Annotated in this window: 6 protein-coding genes; 3 read left to right on the forward strand and 3 right to left on the reverse strand. The window is 60.3% G+C overall.

The genetic code is table 11. The features are described from left to right. Positions 1-22 precede the first annotated feature (22 nt). Positions 23-1330, reverse strand: a complete 1308-nt coding sequence (locus MKZ87_RS01020) for a flavin-containing monooxygenase (protein WP_085698285.1) — start codon at positions 1328-1330, stop codon at positions 23-25. A gap of 259 nt (positions 1331-1589) precedes the next feature. Further along, positions 1590-2408 carry an alpha/beta fold hydrolase gene (locus MKZ87_RS01025; RefSeq protein WP_085703600.1) on the reverse strand — a complete coding sequence of 273 codons (819 nt, stop codon included), beginning with the start codon at positions 2406-2408 and terminating at the stop codon, positions 1590-1592. A gap of 179 nt (positions 2409-2587) precedes the next feature. Here MKZ87_RS01025 and MKZ87_RS01030 point away from each other — a divergent pair, with 179 nt between their 5' ends. The 3 genes from MKZ87_RS01030 to MKZ87_RS01040 all read left to right on the forward strand — a co-directional run bounded on the left by MKZ87_RS01030 (position 2588) and on the right by MKZ87_RS01040 (position 14804). Then, positions 2588-3037, forward strand: coding sequence for a winged helix-turn-helix transcriptional regulator (locus MKZ87_RS01030; RefSeq protein ID WP_085703599.1), 450 nt, complete (start codon positions 2588-2590; stop codon positions 3035-3037). A gap of 148 nt (positions 3038-3185) precedes the next feature. Beyond that, positions 3186-4892, forward strand: coding sequence for a ShlB/FhaC/HecB family hemolysin secretion/activation protein (locus MKZ87_RS01035; protein ID WP_085703598.1), 1707 nt, complete (start codon positions 3186-3188; stop codon positions 4890-4892). A 24-nt stretch (positions 4893-4916) separates the two neighbouring features. After that, entirely contained in the window at positions 4917-14804 is a 9888-nt protein-coding gene (locus MKZ87_RS01040) for a hemagglutinin repeat-containing protein (RefSeq protein WP_266200078.1), read from the forward strand. A gap of 341 nt (positions 14805-15145) precedes the next feature. Here MKZ87_RS01040 and MKZ87_RS01045 read toward each other — a convergent pair whose 3' ends face one another. Further along, the gene (locus MKZ87_RS01045; protein ID WP_085703595.1) at positions 15146-16189 is read right to left on the reverse strand and encodes an LLM class flavin-dependent oxidoreductase; all 1044 of its coding nucleotides are present in this window, start codon (positions 16187-16189) and stop codon (positions 15146-15148) included. Positions 16190-16217: the final 28 nt, after the last annotated feature.

The following is a 16217-nucleotide window of genomic DNA, read 5'->3' on the forward strand; positions in this document are numbered from 1 at the left end:
GCGCCGGGATTGAAGAGGGGAATCAAGCGTCGACGGTGTCGACAGCGTTGTTGTGCAGCGCGGCTTCGCGTTGTTCGGCATCGCGATAAGCCAGGTATTTGCGTTGGGTGGCGATGTGATCGGCCACGTGCTTGGCGTCGTGCCACACGCCCCAGATGAACGACGACCCGCGTCGCGACTGCCACGGCAAGCCGAGGAAATACACGCCCGGCTCACTGGACACGCCGCGCTGGTGCTGCGGCTTGCCGTTGTCGTCGAACGCCGCGACTTTCAGCCAGGAATAGTCCACGGCAAACCCGGTGGCCCAGATGATCGAGGTGATGCCGGCGGCGGCCAGATCGAGATCGGCCAGCGGGTTTTTCACGCATTCAGGATCCGGATAAGTCTCGCGGGCTTCCGGTTCCAGCGGCAGGTCGAGACCGTTGCGCTCGATGTAGGCATCGGCGGCATCCAGCAGCGCGAGGTAGTTTTCATCGCCACGCTTGAGGTTGTCGCGCAGGTCCTGTTTGAAGGTCACCACGCCGTCGCTGAACGATTCGGTGACGCCGACCAGGGTCATGCCGCGATGGGCCAGACCACGGAAGTCGATGGTACGGCCACCGTGGGCGCCGCTGACGGCGATGGTCACGTGTTCACGGCCGGGTTTCATCGCGGCCTGATCCCACTCGCCGAGCACGCCGAGCCACCAGCAGAAATCGCGGTTGCGGTAGGCGCGAGGAGGGCGGTCGTGGGCGCCGACCGAGAGGTAAACCTGCTTGCCCGAGCGCTGCAACTCATCGGCGATCTGCACGCCCGACGAACCGGCACCGACCACCAGCACCGCGCCGGCCGGCAGTTGTTGCGGGTTGCGATAGTCGGCCGAGTGGATCTGCAGCAGACGTTCATCCTTCGGCGCAATCGCCGGGATCACCGGACGCTGGAACGGGCCGGTGGCGGCGACGACGCGCGCCGCTTCGATCACGCCCTCGGAGGTCTCGACGGTGAAACCCGGACGCCCGACATTGCGCACCACGCTTTTCACATCGACGCCGGTGCGGATCGGCGCGTTGAATTTCCTGGCGTAGGCTTCGAAGTAGTCGGCGACGCGCTCCTTGTGAGCGAAACCGTCCGGATCGACATCATCGAATTCCATCCCCGGGAAGCGGTCGTGCCACGCCGGACCGTTGGCCACCAACGAATCCCAGCGCCCGGTGCGCCAGCGTTCGGCAATGCGGCTGCGCTCCAGCACCAGGTGCGGCACACCGAGTTTGCTCAGGTGTTCACTCATGGCCACACCCGCTTGACCGGCGCCGACAACAAGCGTGTCTGTTTTTATTATTTCAGTGGTCATCTCTGATCCCTTCTCACGAGGCCGTTGGATTCAGGTCGCTGTCGACCTGTTCTCTGTGCTTGGGATCAGACTAGGGAGGGGGTGGTTATCGGTAAAATATTATTAAGCTGGCATGTGAAGATAAAAACGTGATGCAGAGGCCTGAAAGCCCCGTAAATACGGGGCTTTGGCTTGCCACCGAAATCCGGGACAAGGAAAAAAAGGGCCGCCGACAGGGTTGTCGGCGGCCCTTTTCAAGGCGCGTTCAGATCACACGGACTCAGCGATCGAGGAATGCCAGCAGGTCTTCATTCAATTGCTGCGCATGGGTGACCGCAAAACCGTGCGGCGCGCCTGCGTAGACTTTCAGCTCGGCGCCCTTGATCTGCTCAGCCGCGCGTTTGCCGGTGGTTTCAAACGGGACGATCTGATCGCCATCGCCATGAATCACCAACGTCGGTACATCGATTTTCGCCATGTCCGGGCGGAAGTCGGTTTCCGAGAATGCAGTGACGCAGTCCAGGGTGCCTTTGAGCGAGGCCAGCAGCGCCATGTTCAGGGTTTGCGTCAGCACGCCATCGGAGACTTTCTGGCCTTGGTTGGTGCCGTAGAACGGGGCGTTGAAGTCAGCGATGAACTGCGCGCGATCCTTCAGCAGCCCGGCCTTGATCCCGTCGAACACCGACTTGTCGACGCCTTCGGCGAAGTCCGGTTTCTTGCCGAACAGCGGGGTCACTGCGCCCAGCAACACCAGCCCCGCGACACGCTCGCTGCCGTGGCGCGCAATGTAGCGGCTGACATCGCCGCCGCCCATGGAGAAACCGACGAGGGTCACGTCACGTAGATCCAGGTGCTCGATCAGTTGCGCGATGTCATCGGCGAAGGTGTCGTAGTCGTAACCGGTCCATGGCTGCTCGGAGCGCCCGAAACCACGACGGTCGAAGGCGATGGTGCGGTAGCCGCGGCCGCTCAGGTACTCCATCTGGTATTCCCACATGTCGGCGTCCAGCGGCCAGCCATGGCTGAACAGCACGGGCTTGCCGCTGCCCCAGTCCTTGAAATAGATCTCGGTGCCGTCTCGGGTCGTGAAGGTGCTCATGAAAACTCCTTGGGTTGGGCTGCGTGGATGCCGTGATGGCAGCGTTCACTATCGCGACAAAGGGCATTGGCCACTTGTACGCAGGTGCTAAGTTTCGTGGCGCACGCGTTAACGGTTTGGCGGCATGAGTTGTAAGATGCAACCGCATCGAACCTGCCGTTTTACCGGAGAAACCCGAAATGAAGCGCAAAAGCCTTGCGGGCAATGCCTGCCCGATCGCCCGGACACTCGACCTGATCGGTGACTGGTGGTCGTTGCTGATCATCCGCGATGCACTGGAAGGCATCAGTCGCTTCAGCGATTTCGAGAAGAGCCTGGAAATCGCCAAGAACATGTTGAGCACCCGGCTCAAAGGGCTGGTGGAGCGCGACATCCTGCGCCTGGTGCCGGCGTCCGATGGCAGCGCTTACAAGGAATACGTGCTGACTGAAAAGGGCCGGGCGTTGCAAACCGTGATTGTTGCGCTGTCGCAGTGGGGGGGTGAGTTCATGTTCGAGCCTGGCGAACCCGGGTCGGTGATGGTGGATGCGCAAAAGCGTCAACCGATCAGGAAGCTTGAGTTGCTGTCGGCCGATGGTCGGCGGCTGGCACCGGAAGATGTGGCGACAAAACTGGCGGTTGAGCATTGAGGTGATGTGAGTCGAATCCCCGAACCGATTCACCGATGCCGTTCGTCGGCAAGACGACTTCGGTGAAACCATAAATTGACGTCAGAATAGTGGCTCATTACTATCGCGCCACTATTTTGATATCAATTTCCGTCTCGAGGGATCGAACATGTACTCACCCGCCCTTGCGGCGAGGTTGTGCCTGGCTTTGCTGTGCCTTTCTCCGCTTGAAACTGCCTTCGCCGCACCCACTCCCGGCGATACCGACCTGATCCGGGACCGCCAGAACCGTCTGCTCGAAGAGCAGCAGCGGCGTCTGGAAGAGCTCAAGGATCTGCCCGGCAAGGAAGCCAAACCGGCGCAGCCGCAAGCCCCCGCCGACACGCGTTGCTTTCAGATCAACGATATCGAGCTCAAAGGCGCCGACAGCCTGTTGGACAGTGACAGAACCCGTCTGCTCCAGCCCTATATCGGCCAGTGCCTTGGGGTGCCTCAGCTCAATGAACTGCTGAAAGTCATCACTGACCATTACATCGAGAAGGGGCTGGTCACCAGCCGCGCCTATCTGCCGCAACAGGACTTGTCCAGCGGGCACCTGAAAGTGCTGGTGGTCGAAGGCAAACTCGAAGGCTTGAAAGGCGCCGATAACAGCAAGCTTTCGGAGCGTGAGTTGTCGATGGCGTTTCCCGGCAAGACCGGTGAGCTGGTCAACCTGCGCGAGATTGAGCAGATGGTCGATCAGCTCAATCGCCTGCCCTCCAACCAGGCCAAGATGGAGCTTTCGCCGGGCAAGAACGTCGGTGGCAGTGAAGTACTGGTCAACAACACCCCGCAAAAGCCCTGGCGTGCCGGCCTGTCGCGCAGCAACGATGGCCAGCGCAGCACCGGTGAGCAGCAGTGGGGTACCACCTTCGATTGGGACAGTCCGCTGGGCCTGGCCGATCAGTTGAGCCTGCGTGGCGGTCACGATGCGATGACCGACCATCAGCACACTTCCAACAACGCCATGCTCAACTACAACCTGCCGTGGGGCTGGTGGAACTTCAGCTACACCTACAGCCAGAGCGAATACCGCTCGCAGATCGCCGCCAACGGCTTCAATTTCAAGCAGACCGGCGACAGTGAAAACCACCAGTTGCGCGCCGAGCGGGTGATCCACCGCGATTCCGTGAGCAAGACCTCCCTCAGCGCCGGTCTTTCGTACCTGCGCAGCAACAACTTCATCGAAGACAGCAAGCTCAAGCTGAGCAGCAACCGTATCAGCGAAGCACAGTTCGGCTTCAACCACGGACGGCGGATCGGCAGCGCCTTCGTCAACTTCGACGCCGGCATGCAGGAAGGCATCGGGGCGTTCGACGCACAGGGCAGCCATGATCCGGGCCCCGGCGAGCCCGACGCGCGCTATCGCAAGTACACCGCGACCCTGAGCTATCTGCAGCCATTCAAAGTGTTGGGCGAGTCCTTCACCTTCAGCAGCCTGATGACCGGTCAGCGCAGTGAAGACGTGTTGTTCAGCCCGCAACGCACCAGCCTCGGCGGGTTGTCGTCGATCCGTGGCTACAAGGACCAGTCGCTGTCCGGCGACAGCGGCGGTTACTGGCGCAACGACCTGCGCTGGTCGCGCCCGGTGAGCGCCGAATGGCTGCGCCCGGTGTTCGCCGAATACGGCACCAGCCTCGGCTACGACCAGGGCGTGATCCGTGGCGACCGCTACAACGGCGACCAGCACGGGCGGATGTCGAGCAACTCGCTCGAGCTGTTCGCCCGGGGCGAGCATGTGGCGGCAAGCGTGACCTTCGCTCATTCCCTGGAGCGGCCGGACGCACTGACCGAGCGCGAGGCACCGATCTACTTCCGTCTGGATTTTTTCATCTAATTACATTTACCCGAGACCACCGACATGGACGTTCGTCAGTACGCCTTTATTGCTCGACAGTCATCTGCAGATGTAGAAAAACACGAGCACTTCTGGGGCATGCCCAAGCGCGGACTGGCGTTCCTGCTGGCCAACGTCATGTTCTGGCAACCGATGTGGGCGCAGGCGGACGGCATCGTGGTGGCCAATCCCGGCACAAGCCTGGGTCAGGCGGGCAACGGCGTGCCTATCGTCAACATTGCCACACCCAACGCTGCAGGCCTGTCGCACAACCAATTCAATGACTACAACGTCGGTGCGCAGGGCGTCATCCTCAACAACGTGGCGGCGCAGACCGGGCAGACACAACTGGGCGGGATCATCGTCGGCAACCCCAACCTGACCAATCGGGTGGCGGCCCAGGCGATTCTCAACGAGGTAATCAGTGGCAATCCCAGTCAGTTGCGCGGCTACACCGAAGTCGCGGGGCAGTCGGCGCGGGTGATCGTCGCCAACCCTTACGGCATCACCTGTAACGGTTGCGGGTTCATCAACTCACCGCGGGTGACCCTGACCACCGGCAAGCCGGTGATCGATGGTATGGGGCGGCTGGACCGCTTTCAGGTCGATCAGGGCAGCGTCGCCATCGAAGGTGCGGGGCTCAATGCCAGTAACGTCGACCGCTTCGAGATCATCACCCGCAGCGCAAAAATCAACGCTGAAATCCAGGCACAGAACCTGACCATCGTGGCCGGTCGCAACGACGTCAACGCGCAAACCCTCGATGCTACGGCGCGAGCCGACGATGGCAGTTCCAGGCCGCAACTGGCGATCGACTCGTCCGCGCTCGGCGGGATGTACGCCGGGGCGATCAAACTGGTGGGTACCGAGGCCGGTGTCGGGGTGAAGCTGGCGGGCAACCTGGCGGCCAGTGGCGGTGATATCCAGATCGATGCCAACGGGCAACTGACCCTGGCGCAGGTTTCTGCGGCCAATGCCGTCAACATCAAGGCGTCCAGCTTAGATGCGCAAGGCCCGGTCTACGCCGGTACCAGCGCCAATGTGCAAACCCAGGGCAGTCTGACCAATCAGCAGACCATCGCGGCCCGCGACAGCATCAACCTCAGCGCCGGCGGGCTACTGACCAACAACGGCATCGTCGAAGCCGGGGTCAATGCGGATAACACCCGCAACAACGGAGGTGATGTCAACCTCAGCGCCGGCAGCCTCGGCAACGTCAACAAAAGTGTACTCGCCAGCCGCAATCTCACCGTCAACGTGGGGCAAACCCTGAACAACCAGGGCGGCACTTTGAGCTCGCAGAACACTCGGGTGTCGGCTTCGACACTGGACAACCAGAACAAGGGTCGGGTACTGAGCACCGGCGCCCTCAGCCTCAACGTCGGCCAGGCGCTCAATGGCGGCGGCCTGATCAACAGCACCGGATCACTCGACGCAACCATCGGCCAGTTCAATAACCGTGGCGGCGAACTGTCGAGCCTGCAGGATGCGACGCTGCGCATGGGGAGCCTGGACAACGTGGCAGGTCTGGTAAATGCCGGCAGGGCGCTGAGCATCACTGCCACAGGCGCGATCAACAACCAGAACGGCAGACTGACGTCGCTCGACAGCCTCTCGCTCAAGGCCGGACACGTCGATAACAGCAACAAGGGTCGGATCGCCAGCAACAAGGCTTTGGCGATGAATGCCGCCAGCCTTGATCAACATGACGGCGGTCAACTCACCAGCGATACGTCACTGACGCTGGATCTGAACAACGGCGACTTGAATAACCAGAACGGCCTGATCAACGCACCGCTGCTGGTACTGAAAAACCTGCGACAGGTTGATAACCGTAACGGCGAAATTTCCAGCGCCCAGGCCTTCACACTGGCGGCTGCAAGCCTGGACAACAGCAACGGGAAACTGCTCGGCAATCAAGCCCTGACACTGCATGTGCAACAGGCGTTGACCAATATCAAGGGGCTCATCGCTGCTGCCGGCATCGATGCTCAAACCGGCAGCCTGAACAATAACGGCGGCACATTCACCAGCCGCGCGGATCTGAATCTGCGGGCTGACGGCCGGCTCGACAATCAGGACAGGGGCCTGATCAACGCCTCCCGCAATCTCGACATCACTGCCGCGAGCGTGAACAACCAGAATGGCGGTTCGCTGCTGGGCAGTGCCATCGCCATTGATTTCAGCGGTGCGATGGGCGATCTCGACAACAGCAAGGGACTGATTACCACCAAGGGACAGTTGAGCATCAGCCACCTGCGGGATCTGAACAACCAGGGTGGCGAGCTTTCCAGCGACCTCAGCTACACGCTTACCGCACGTAACATGGACAACAGCGACGGCAAATTTTTCAGCCGTCAGCGGCTGGATTTGAACGCAGAGAGTACACGCAATCTCAATGGCCTGATTTCTGGCTGGCAGGGCCTGAGCCTGCTCGGCGGCAGCCTGGACAACCGTAACCACGGCACCCTGTCCAGCCGTGACGGCGACCTGCTGGTGGATCTCACAGGCGATATCCGTAACAGCAACACCGGCGCGCTGGTCAGTAAAGGCACCTTGAAAGTCAATGCAGGCAGTCTAGACAACTCGGACAGCGGCGTTCTCTCCAGTGAGAGCGCGCAAACCCTGACCCTCACCGGCACTTTGAACAACGCACAGGGTGGTCTGATCGACAGTGGTGCCGATCTGGGCATTACAGCCAAACGCCTCGACAACACCAAGGCGACCATCAACGCCAAGCAGGACATCCGTTTCATCGGCACTGACCTGGATAATACCGAAGGCGTTCTGGCCAGTGATGCGGCTGTCAATCTCGACCTGCTTGGCACGCTGATCAATACCAGAGGTCAGGTGGTTGCAGCCGGCCCGCTGGCGATCACCCGTGCCGCGCAGATCAATAACCAGGGCGGCAAACTGGTGAGCCAGAAACTGCTCAGTCTGTCGACCGGCGGTCTCGACAACCGTAATGGCGGAACCGTAGCTGCAAACGATAACCTCACGCTCACTGCCAGTGGTGCTGTGCAAAACAGTGGCGGCCTGATCTACAGTGATGCGGCCGATCTGCAACTGAACGCCGCCAGCCTCGACAACGCCGGGGGATCGCTGCAAAGCGAAGGCGCACTTACCGTCAAGGTCGGTGGTGCGATCGATAACCAGAAGGGTCGACTCGTTGCCAAGTCCGGCAACCTCGACGTCAATGCCGCCAGCCTCGACAGCCGCGGCGGTGTGCTTTCCAGCCTCAAAAGCGCTTTCACTGCACAGATCGGCGGCTTGTTGCGCAATGGGCAGGGAGGGGTGATCCAGGCTCAGCATGTCACACTCAAGGCCCTGGCCGGTCTCGACAACGAGAGCGGACGGATCGCTGCGCAAAGCGGTGACACGACCCTTGATCTGGGCAACACCGGCAATTTCATCAACCGCAACGGCGTGCTGGTCGCCAGGCAGCGCGTCAGCGTCACCGGCAGGGATTTCGATAATAGTGGCGACACGGGTGGCCAGATCGCCGGCCAACAAATCGATCTCAGCCTGCGCGGCGCCCTGAACAACCGCAAAGGCATCATCGAAAGCGCCAGCACCCTGAGCGTCGGCGCCGCCAGCGTCGATAACCAGACCGGTCAGTTGCGCGCACTGGGCAACACCGGCAAAGCCGCGTTCACCGTCGGCGGACTGTTCGATAACCGCAACGGCGCCGTTGAAAGCGCCAACAGTGACTTCAGCCTTGGGGCGGGTGGATTGTTGAACGCGGGCGGTAACGTGCTGCACGTCGGGAGCGGGATTTTCGACATTGCCACCGCTCAACTCGGTAGCGCCGGCGGCAGCTTCGTCACGCGTGGAGCCCTGACGCTGGCGGCGGATAGCTGGACCAACGCCAGCGTGATCCAGGCCGACCGCCTGACCGTCAACATCAACAACCTCAACCAGACCGCAAGTGGTCAATTGCTGGCGGCCAGCAAGCTGACAGGTAGCGGAGGTTACTGGAACAACGACGGGTTGATCGCCAGTGACGGATCGCTGGATCTGACCTTGTGGGGCAACTATTCCGGCAACGGTCGCACCAGCAGCCTTGGCGACCTGACGCTCAAGAGCAGTCAACTGACCCTCGGTACCGGGACCAGCATTGGCGGTGGCGGCAACACCACGGTCAATATTAACGGCCTGTTGAGCAATCAGGGGCGGCTGACATCCAGCGGCGATCTGACCCTCACTGCCGCCACCGTCAACAACTACGGCACCCTCGGCGCCGGCAAAGACCTGACCCTGACCACTGGCGCACTCCTGAACGACAGAGGCCTGATCACCAGTGGCGGTGACATGCGTCTGCTGTTGTCCAGTTTCACCAATGCCTACGGCAACGTGTACGGTCTGAGCAATGTGCACATCGGCCGGGATCGCGACAGCGGCAAGGCAGACTTGTTGGACAACCGTTCTGGTGAGATCTACAGCGCGCAGGACCTGACCATCAATGCCCTGACCGTGAACAACGTAAGGGACATTCTCGAGTACACGGCACATGAAAAGAGCTCGGTAGTCATCACGCAAATCGACTGCAACCTGATCCCGATTGCCGGGTGTGATTTTCGCAGTGGCGGCCGACGCAACGGGCACTGGGAAATCGCCGAAACCGATCGACTGAAAGTCGACAACAGCAGTGCTGCCGCGAGCCTGACCAGCGGCGGCAATATGTCGATCAACGCCCAGGCGCTGAATAACACCAGCAGCACCATCGCGGCCACCGGCAATATCAATGTGACTGCCGGCACCATCACCAACAAAGGCCTGCAAGAGCAGGAGATCATCACCAAGCGAACTTACTGGAACTACGTTGACCAGATCTTCGCCGCCGAGCCCGCCGCCAAAGCCTTCAACGACAAGAACGGCGGCACGCCTTCGGCCACCGTCGAAGCGGATTTGAGCCATTTCATCAGCCTTCTGGGCGGTGGCAAGCTGACCGAAAGCGTTTCCACCGTCACGGGTTCGGGCAGCTCCTACGACGCGGTGATACAGGCCGGCGGCAACATCCGGCTGGATGCGGCTCAGACCATCGACAACAGCGTGGTTCGGCCTTATTACAGCTACGTCGCGGCGGGCAAGACCAATACCGATACCGGCGTTGGCAACGGCTACTCCACCGTGGTCAAGATCAATCCGCAACTGCCCCCGGACCTGGCCCAGCAACAGGTCAGCCCGATCGACTTGCCGGGCTTCAGCCTGCCGACAGGTCAGAACGGACTTTTCCGTCTGAGCCAGGAGGGTGGCAGCGCGCCGGCCACTACCGGCCCGCAAAGCTGGACGCTCACCGGAGGCAAAGTCATCGGCGGCGTGTCGACCACACCGGTGACCGTCAACCGCGTACAGGGTCTGCCAAGCAACGCCGGCAAGTCCCAGCCGCACAAATACTTGATCGAAACCAACCCGGTGCTCACTGACCTCAAGCAGTTCATGAGTTCGGATTACCTGCTCCAGGGCCTGGGCTACGACGCCGATCAGAGCGCCAAGCGCCTGGGTGATGGCCTGTTCGAACAGAAACTGGTCCAGCAGGCTGTCGTCGCCCGGACGGGGCAGCGCTTCATCGACGGTCAGACCTCCGACGAAGGGGTCTTCAAGTACCTGATGGACAACGCCATCGCCAGCAAGAACAGCTTGAACCTGAGTGTGGGCGTCAGTCTCAGTGCGCAGCAGGTCGCGGCACTGACGCACGACATCGTCTGGCTCGAAGAGCGTGAGGTGAACGGCGAAAAAGTCCTGGTGCCGGTGCTGTACCTGGCCAACGCCAATAATCGCCTTGCGGCCACGGGCTCGTTGATCCAGGGCAAGGACGTCACGCTGATTGCCGGTGAAAACCTTGAAAACTCCGGCACGTTGCGCGCCAGCCAAAACCTCGATGCCACGGCTAAAAAGGATCTGGTGAGCAGCGGTCTGGTCGAAGCCGGCAACCTCTTGAAGCTGACGGCGACCGACAACCTGACGAACAAGGCCGGGGGGATCATTTCCGGTCGAGATGTCACGCTCACCGCCGAACGCGGCGACGTGATCAACGAACGCACCGTGACCACCCACCGCAGCAGTGATGGCCGTCTCAGCGAAGAAACCGACTTCGTCGACAACGCCTCGCGCATCGAAGCGGCGAACGCACTGGTTATCGGCGCCGGTCGGGACATCAACAACACCGGCAGTGTGCTCAAGAGTGGCGGCGATACCACGCTGACGGCCGGGCGTGATGTACACATCGACTCGACCGAACAGACGACAGACCGCAGCAATACCAACTATCAGTATTCGACGGTCAAGCAGCATGGCTCGGACGTCAACGTCGGCGGCACGCTCAAGGTTACGGCCCAGCGTGACGTCAGCGTTGTGGCCAGTAATGTCGAGGCCAAAGGCAATGTCGATATCAATGCCAAAGGCGACCTGACGATCAGCTCGGCGGCTGACGAATCTCATGCCAGCGGCTGGAACAAGAAGTTCCGTGCGGAGGAGGATCATGTACGTCAGCAGTCGAGCACCATCAAGGCGGGTGGGGATTTGGCCCTGAGAGCCGGCAACGACCTGACGCTCATCGCAAGCCAGGCAACGACGCAGGGTGAAGCCTTTGTCTTCGCCGGGGACAATTTGAACCTCGAGAGCGCCGCCGATACCGATTACTCCTATTACACCAAAACCAAGAAAGGTTCGTTCGGCAAGAAGAGCTCGACCATGACCGAGAGTGGCAGCGAAGAGGCGGTCGGGTCGGTCATTCAGGCTCAGGGCAAGACCATGCTGGTGGCAGCGAACGACATCAATATCGAGGGCTCGAAAGTCAATAGCGACAAGGGCGGCCTCCACTTGATGGCAGGCAATGACGTGAACGTCACGGCCGCGCAAAACAGCGCGTTCAATGCCTCGGCATCCTCCAAGTCCAGTGGTCTGGGGTTGTCGAGCACCAGCAAGGCGAGCAGTGATTCTTCGAGCAGCACCTGGCTATCCGGGTCGACCCTGGGCGGTGAGACTGTGCTGGTGCAGGCGGGACATGATCTGCTGGTCTCCGCCAGTAATGTGGTGTCGACGCGGCAGACGGATCTGCAGGCCCGCAATGACATTCGTATCGAAAGCGGTGTCGAGACCTTCAGTGCCGAGCATAGTCAGTCGACCAAAAAGTCGGGGTTGATGAGTTCCGGGGGGATTGGCGTGACCCTGGGCTCCTCCAGGCTCGCCTCCACTCAGTCCACTCATACCGAGACCCAGAAGGGCAGTACGGTGGGCAGTGTGCTGGGTAACGTGAACATCACCGCGGGGAAAAACCTCACCATTAAAGCGTCGGACGCTATTGCCGGTGGCGATATCAGCCTGGCCGCTCAAAACGTCAATATTCTTGCTGCGCAGAACGAAAGCACCACTCGACAGACTCAGGAAAGTAAAAAAAGCGGTCTGACGCTGGCGTTGTCGGGTGTTGTCGGAGAGGCCGTGAATACTGCCTATCAGACTGCGCAGGCAGCCAGGCATGAAGATGACACGCGTCTGGCAGCACTTCAGGGCGTCAAGGCAGGGCTTTCAGGCTATCAGGCTTACCAGGCTGCGCAGGCATTGAGCTCGGGCGCCGAGGCTGGCAGTTTCGCAGGCATCAGTTTGTCTCTGGGCACGCAGAAATCCACCTCGACTCAAGTCCAGGAACAAAGTGTCAGTCAGGGCAGTACGCTGACCGCCGGCAAAAACCTGTACATCGTTGCGACGGGCAGTGGCAAGGCCGGTTTCGCTGACGGTGACATCAACATCCAGGGCAGCAAACTGCAAGCCACCAACGACATGGTGGTGGTTGCCAATCGTGACGTTAATCTTCTGGCTGCGGCCAACACGCAGAAGGTTGAAGGATCGAATTCCAGTAGCGGCGGCGCTGTCGGTATCAGTCTTGGGGTTGGCTCCAGCGGTGCCGGGCTGAGTATCTTTGCCAATGGCAACAAAGGCGTAGGCAAGGAATCCGGCAACGGCACGACATGGACCGAAACCACGCTGGATGCGGGCAACAAACTGAAGATCGGCAGTGGGCGCGACACCAATCTGATCGGCGCTCAGGCCAATGCCCAGCAGGTGGTGGCGAATGTCGGCCGCAACCTGACGCTGACCAGCCTGCAGGACACTGACCGCTACGACTCCAAACAGACCAATGTCAGTGGGGGCGCCAGCTTTACCTTCGGTTCGATGACGGGCAGTGGATCGCTCAGCGTCAGCAAGGACAAGATCAAATCCAACTTTGACAGTGTGCAGGAACAGACAGGGATTTATGCCGGCAAGGGCGGTTTCCAGCTGGAGGTCGGCGGACATACTCAGCTCAACGGCAGTGTCATCGCCAGCACCGCGACCGCTGACAAAAACATCCTGAGTACCGGAACGCTAGGCTGGGCGGACATCGACAACAAGGCTGACTTCTCCAGTCAGCACCAAAGCGTCAGTGCCAGCAGCAGCGGTGGTGCGGGTGCCCAGCTTCTCGGGAACATGGGCAGCATGCTGCTTGTCGGCAGCAACAACAGCGGTCACGCCAGCAGCACCACGAACTCGGCGATTTCCGGTGCAACGCTGCTCATCCGTGACAAGAACAATCAGCAGCAGGACGTGTCGACGCTCAGTCGCGATGTGGAGAATGCCAACAACGCGCTGAGTCCGATCTTCAACAAGGAGAAAGAACAGCAACGACTTCGTCAGGCGCAACTGATCGGTGAGATCGGCAGCCAGACGATGGACATCGTTCGAACCCAGGGCATGATTGCAGCCAGCAAGGCTGCCGAGGCAGAGCTGACACCGGAGCAACGCAAGATGCCGGGCGCCAGTCCGGATGCTTCCTATGAAGATCGCCAGGCTTACATTGCCGTGCTTCAAGCGACCAACGCCTACAAGAACACTATGTCCAGCTATGGCACCGGTGGCAGTTTCCAGCAGGCTGCACAGGCGGTGACCGCAGCGATCCAGGGTCTGGCAGGTGGCAACATTGCGCAGGCGCTGGTGGGGGCTTCCGCTCCCTACCTGGCTGAAACCATCAAGAAGATGACTGCGGGCAATGAAGAGGCCAGGGTCATGGCCCACGCCGTTCTCGGCGCATTGACTGCGGCCGTTCAAGGCAGCAATGCCGCGGCAGGTGCCACCGGTGCGGCCGTCTCGGCGGTGAGTACCGATCTGATCATGCAGGCGTTGTATGGCACGACGGATGTGAGGTCGTTGACCGAAAGTCAGAAGCAGAGCGTATCGGCGTTGGCCACCCTGGCCAGCGGCATTTCCGGTGGCATCATCGGGGGTGATACCGCATCTGCTGTCGCAGCTGCGCAGGCCGGGAAAAACGCGGCCGAAAACAATGACATGTTCCTGATACCATCGGGAGCTGCAGCAATGTCCCTTGCCGAGTGGGCCGTCGGACAGGGTTACTCGAATGAGCAAATCGCCAAAGTACTGAAGGACGAGCGAGAAGGCGTCGGCTTTGAGGGGCCGACTGCAAAAGGGATGATCCAGGGCTACCTGATCTTTACGGCCGGTCCGCTGGTCGGAACCGAGCTGACTGCAGGTCTCGTCGCCATGGCGGCGGGGGCAGCCATATCGGGCGGGGCGAATGTCAGCTATCAACTGACCAAAGGAGAGAAATTCAGCTATTCCGATGCATTCATTGCGACGCTGGTCGGTGCCTTGACTCAAGGCAAGGGCTTTGTCGCTACCCAGAGTGTGGGGCTTAGCGGCGCCTATGCCGGCAGTTTGATCAAGGGTGAAGATCCAATCCTGCCGATGATCGGCTCGTTTGCCGGGACGACCATCGGGTTCAAGGGGGGGCCTGTTATCAGCAATACACTCAAGCCTTACCTCGGCGACACGGCGGCGACGACCGTGGGCAATTCGGCGGTGTCTTATGGTTCTGAGGCTATCGGAGATTATATTCAAGATCTGGGTGGCAAAAAGTGAAGACTGACAAAATCAGTATCCGCCAGATTGTCGGTTTATTGATCCGAACCTATATGCTCTTTGTTTTGGTAGGCGCCTGTGTCGTGGCGATAGCCACAGTTGCTTATTACTTTAAACATGGTGAGTGGGCGTTTAGCCTGAAGGGGGTCATCAGAACATTGATAGGGGCCGGAATTTACTCATCTTTCGCTGTCGTGTCCTTGTTCTTACAAGCATTCCTTGCCAGGCGCAAAATCAGACACGAAAAGCAAAAAGACTGAGCCCTGGAAGAATGCCTCCCCCTAAAAAAACGCCCCGAACCTGTCGGGGCGTTTTTTATTGTGGATACCCCCTGCGGCGTATCACCGAAACGCCGGCACCACTTGCTTGATAAACAGCTCCAGCGACTTCTTCTTCTCCGCATGCGGCAAGCTGTTATCACACCAGAAGCTGAACTCATCCACCCCCAGTTCCTGGTAGTACTTGATTCGCGGAATGATCTCTTCCGGCGTGCCGATCATCGCCGTCTTGTGCAGGCTCTCCAGCTCAAACTCCGGCCGTCCGGCAAACTTCTCTTCCGGGCTCGGTGCGAGGAAGCCGTTCACCGGTACTTCCTTGTTGCCGAACCACGCATCGAACGTGCGATAGAAACGTGAGATGGCTTTTGCGCCGACCTTCCAGCCTTCCGGATCATCCGCCGAGTGCACGTGGGTATGACGCAGCACCATCAATTGCGGACGCGGCACGTCGGGGTTGTTGTCCAGCGCAGTCTGGAACTTGTTCTTCAGATCGAGGACTTCTTCGTCGCCCTTCATCAACGGCGTGACCATCACGTTGCAGCCGTTGGCCACGGCGAAGTTGTGCGAGTCCGGGTCGCGGGCGGCGATCCACATCGGCGGATTGGGCTTTTGGATCGGTTTCGGCACGCTGGTGGAGGTGGGGAATTTCCAGATCTCGCCGTTGTGGGCGTAGTCGCCTTGCCACAGGGCGCGGACCACTGGGACCATTTCCCGTAGGGCCTGGCCGCCGCTGGAGGCGGGCATGCCGCCGGCCATGCGATCGAATTCCACCTGATAGGCACCGCGCGCCAGGCCCACTTCCATCCGGCCGTTGCTGATCACATCGAGCAACGCGCATTCACCGGCAACCCGCAGCGGATGCCAGAACGGCGCGATGATGGTGCCGGCGCCCAGGTGAATGGTGGTGGTCTTGGCCGCGAGGTAGGCCAGCAGCGGCATCGGGCTCGGCGAGATGGTGTATTCCATCGCGTGGTGTTCGCCGATCCACACGGTGCTGAAACCGCCGGCCTCGGCCATCAACGTCAGTTCGGTCAGGTCTTCGAACAGTTGACGGTGGCTGACGCTTTCGTCCCAGCGTTCCATGTGTACGAACAGGGAAAATTTCATGACGCTACCTCGAATCTCTTGTGGTCGG

The sequence above is a fragment of the Pseudomonas sp. MCal1 genome (assembly GCF_026341415.1).
In the GTDB taxonomy this organism is placed as follows: Bacteria; Pseudomonadota; Gammaproteobacteria; order Pseudomonadales; family Pseudomonadaceae; genus Aquipseudomonas.

Bases quoted from the DNA above. Each gene is read 5' to 3' on its own strand.
- MKZ87_RS01020 (WP_085698285.1), bottom strand. From the start codon at position 1,330: ATGACCACTGAAATAATAAAAACAGACACGCTTGTTGTCGGCGCCGGT.
- MKZ87_RS01025 (WP_085703600.1), bottom strand. From the start codon at position 2,408: ATGAGCACCTTCACGACCCGAGACGGCACCGAGATCTATTTCAAGGAC.
- MKZ87_RS01030 (WP_085703599.1), top strand. From the start codon at position 2,588: ATGAAGCGCAAAAGCCTTGCGGGCAATGCCTGCCCGATCGCCCGGACA.
- MKZ87_RS01035 (WP_085703598.1), top strand. From the start codon at position 3,186: ATGTACTCACCCGCCCTTGCGGCGAGGTTGTGCCTGGCTTTGCTGTGC.
- MKZ87_RS01040 (WP_266200078.1), top strand. From the start codon at position 4,917: ATGGACGTTCGTCAGTACGCCTTTATTGCTCGACAGTCATCTGCAGAT.
- MKZ87_RS01045 (WP_085703595.1), bottom strand. From the start codon at position 16,189: ATGAAATTTTCCCTGTTCGTACACATGGAACGCTGGGACGAAAGCGTC.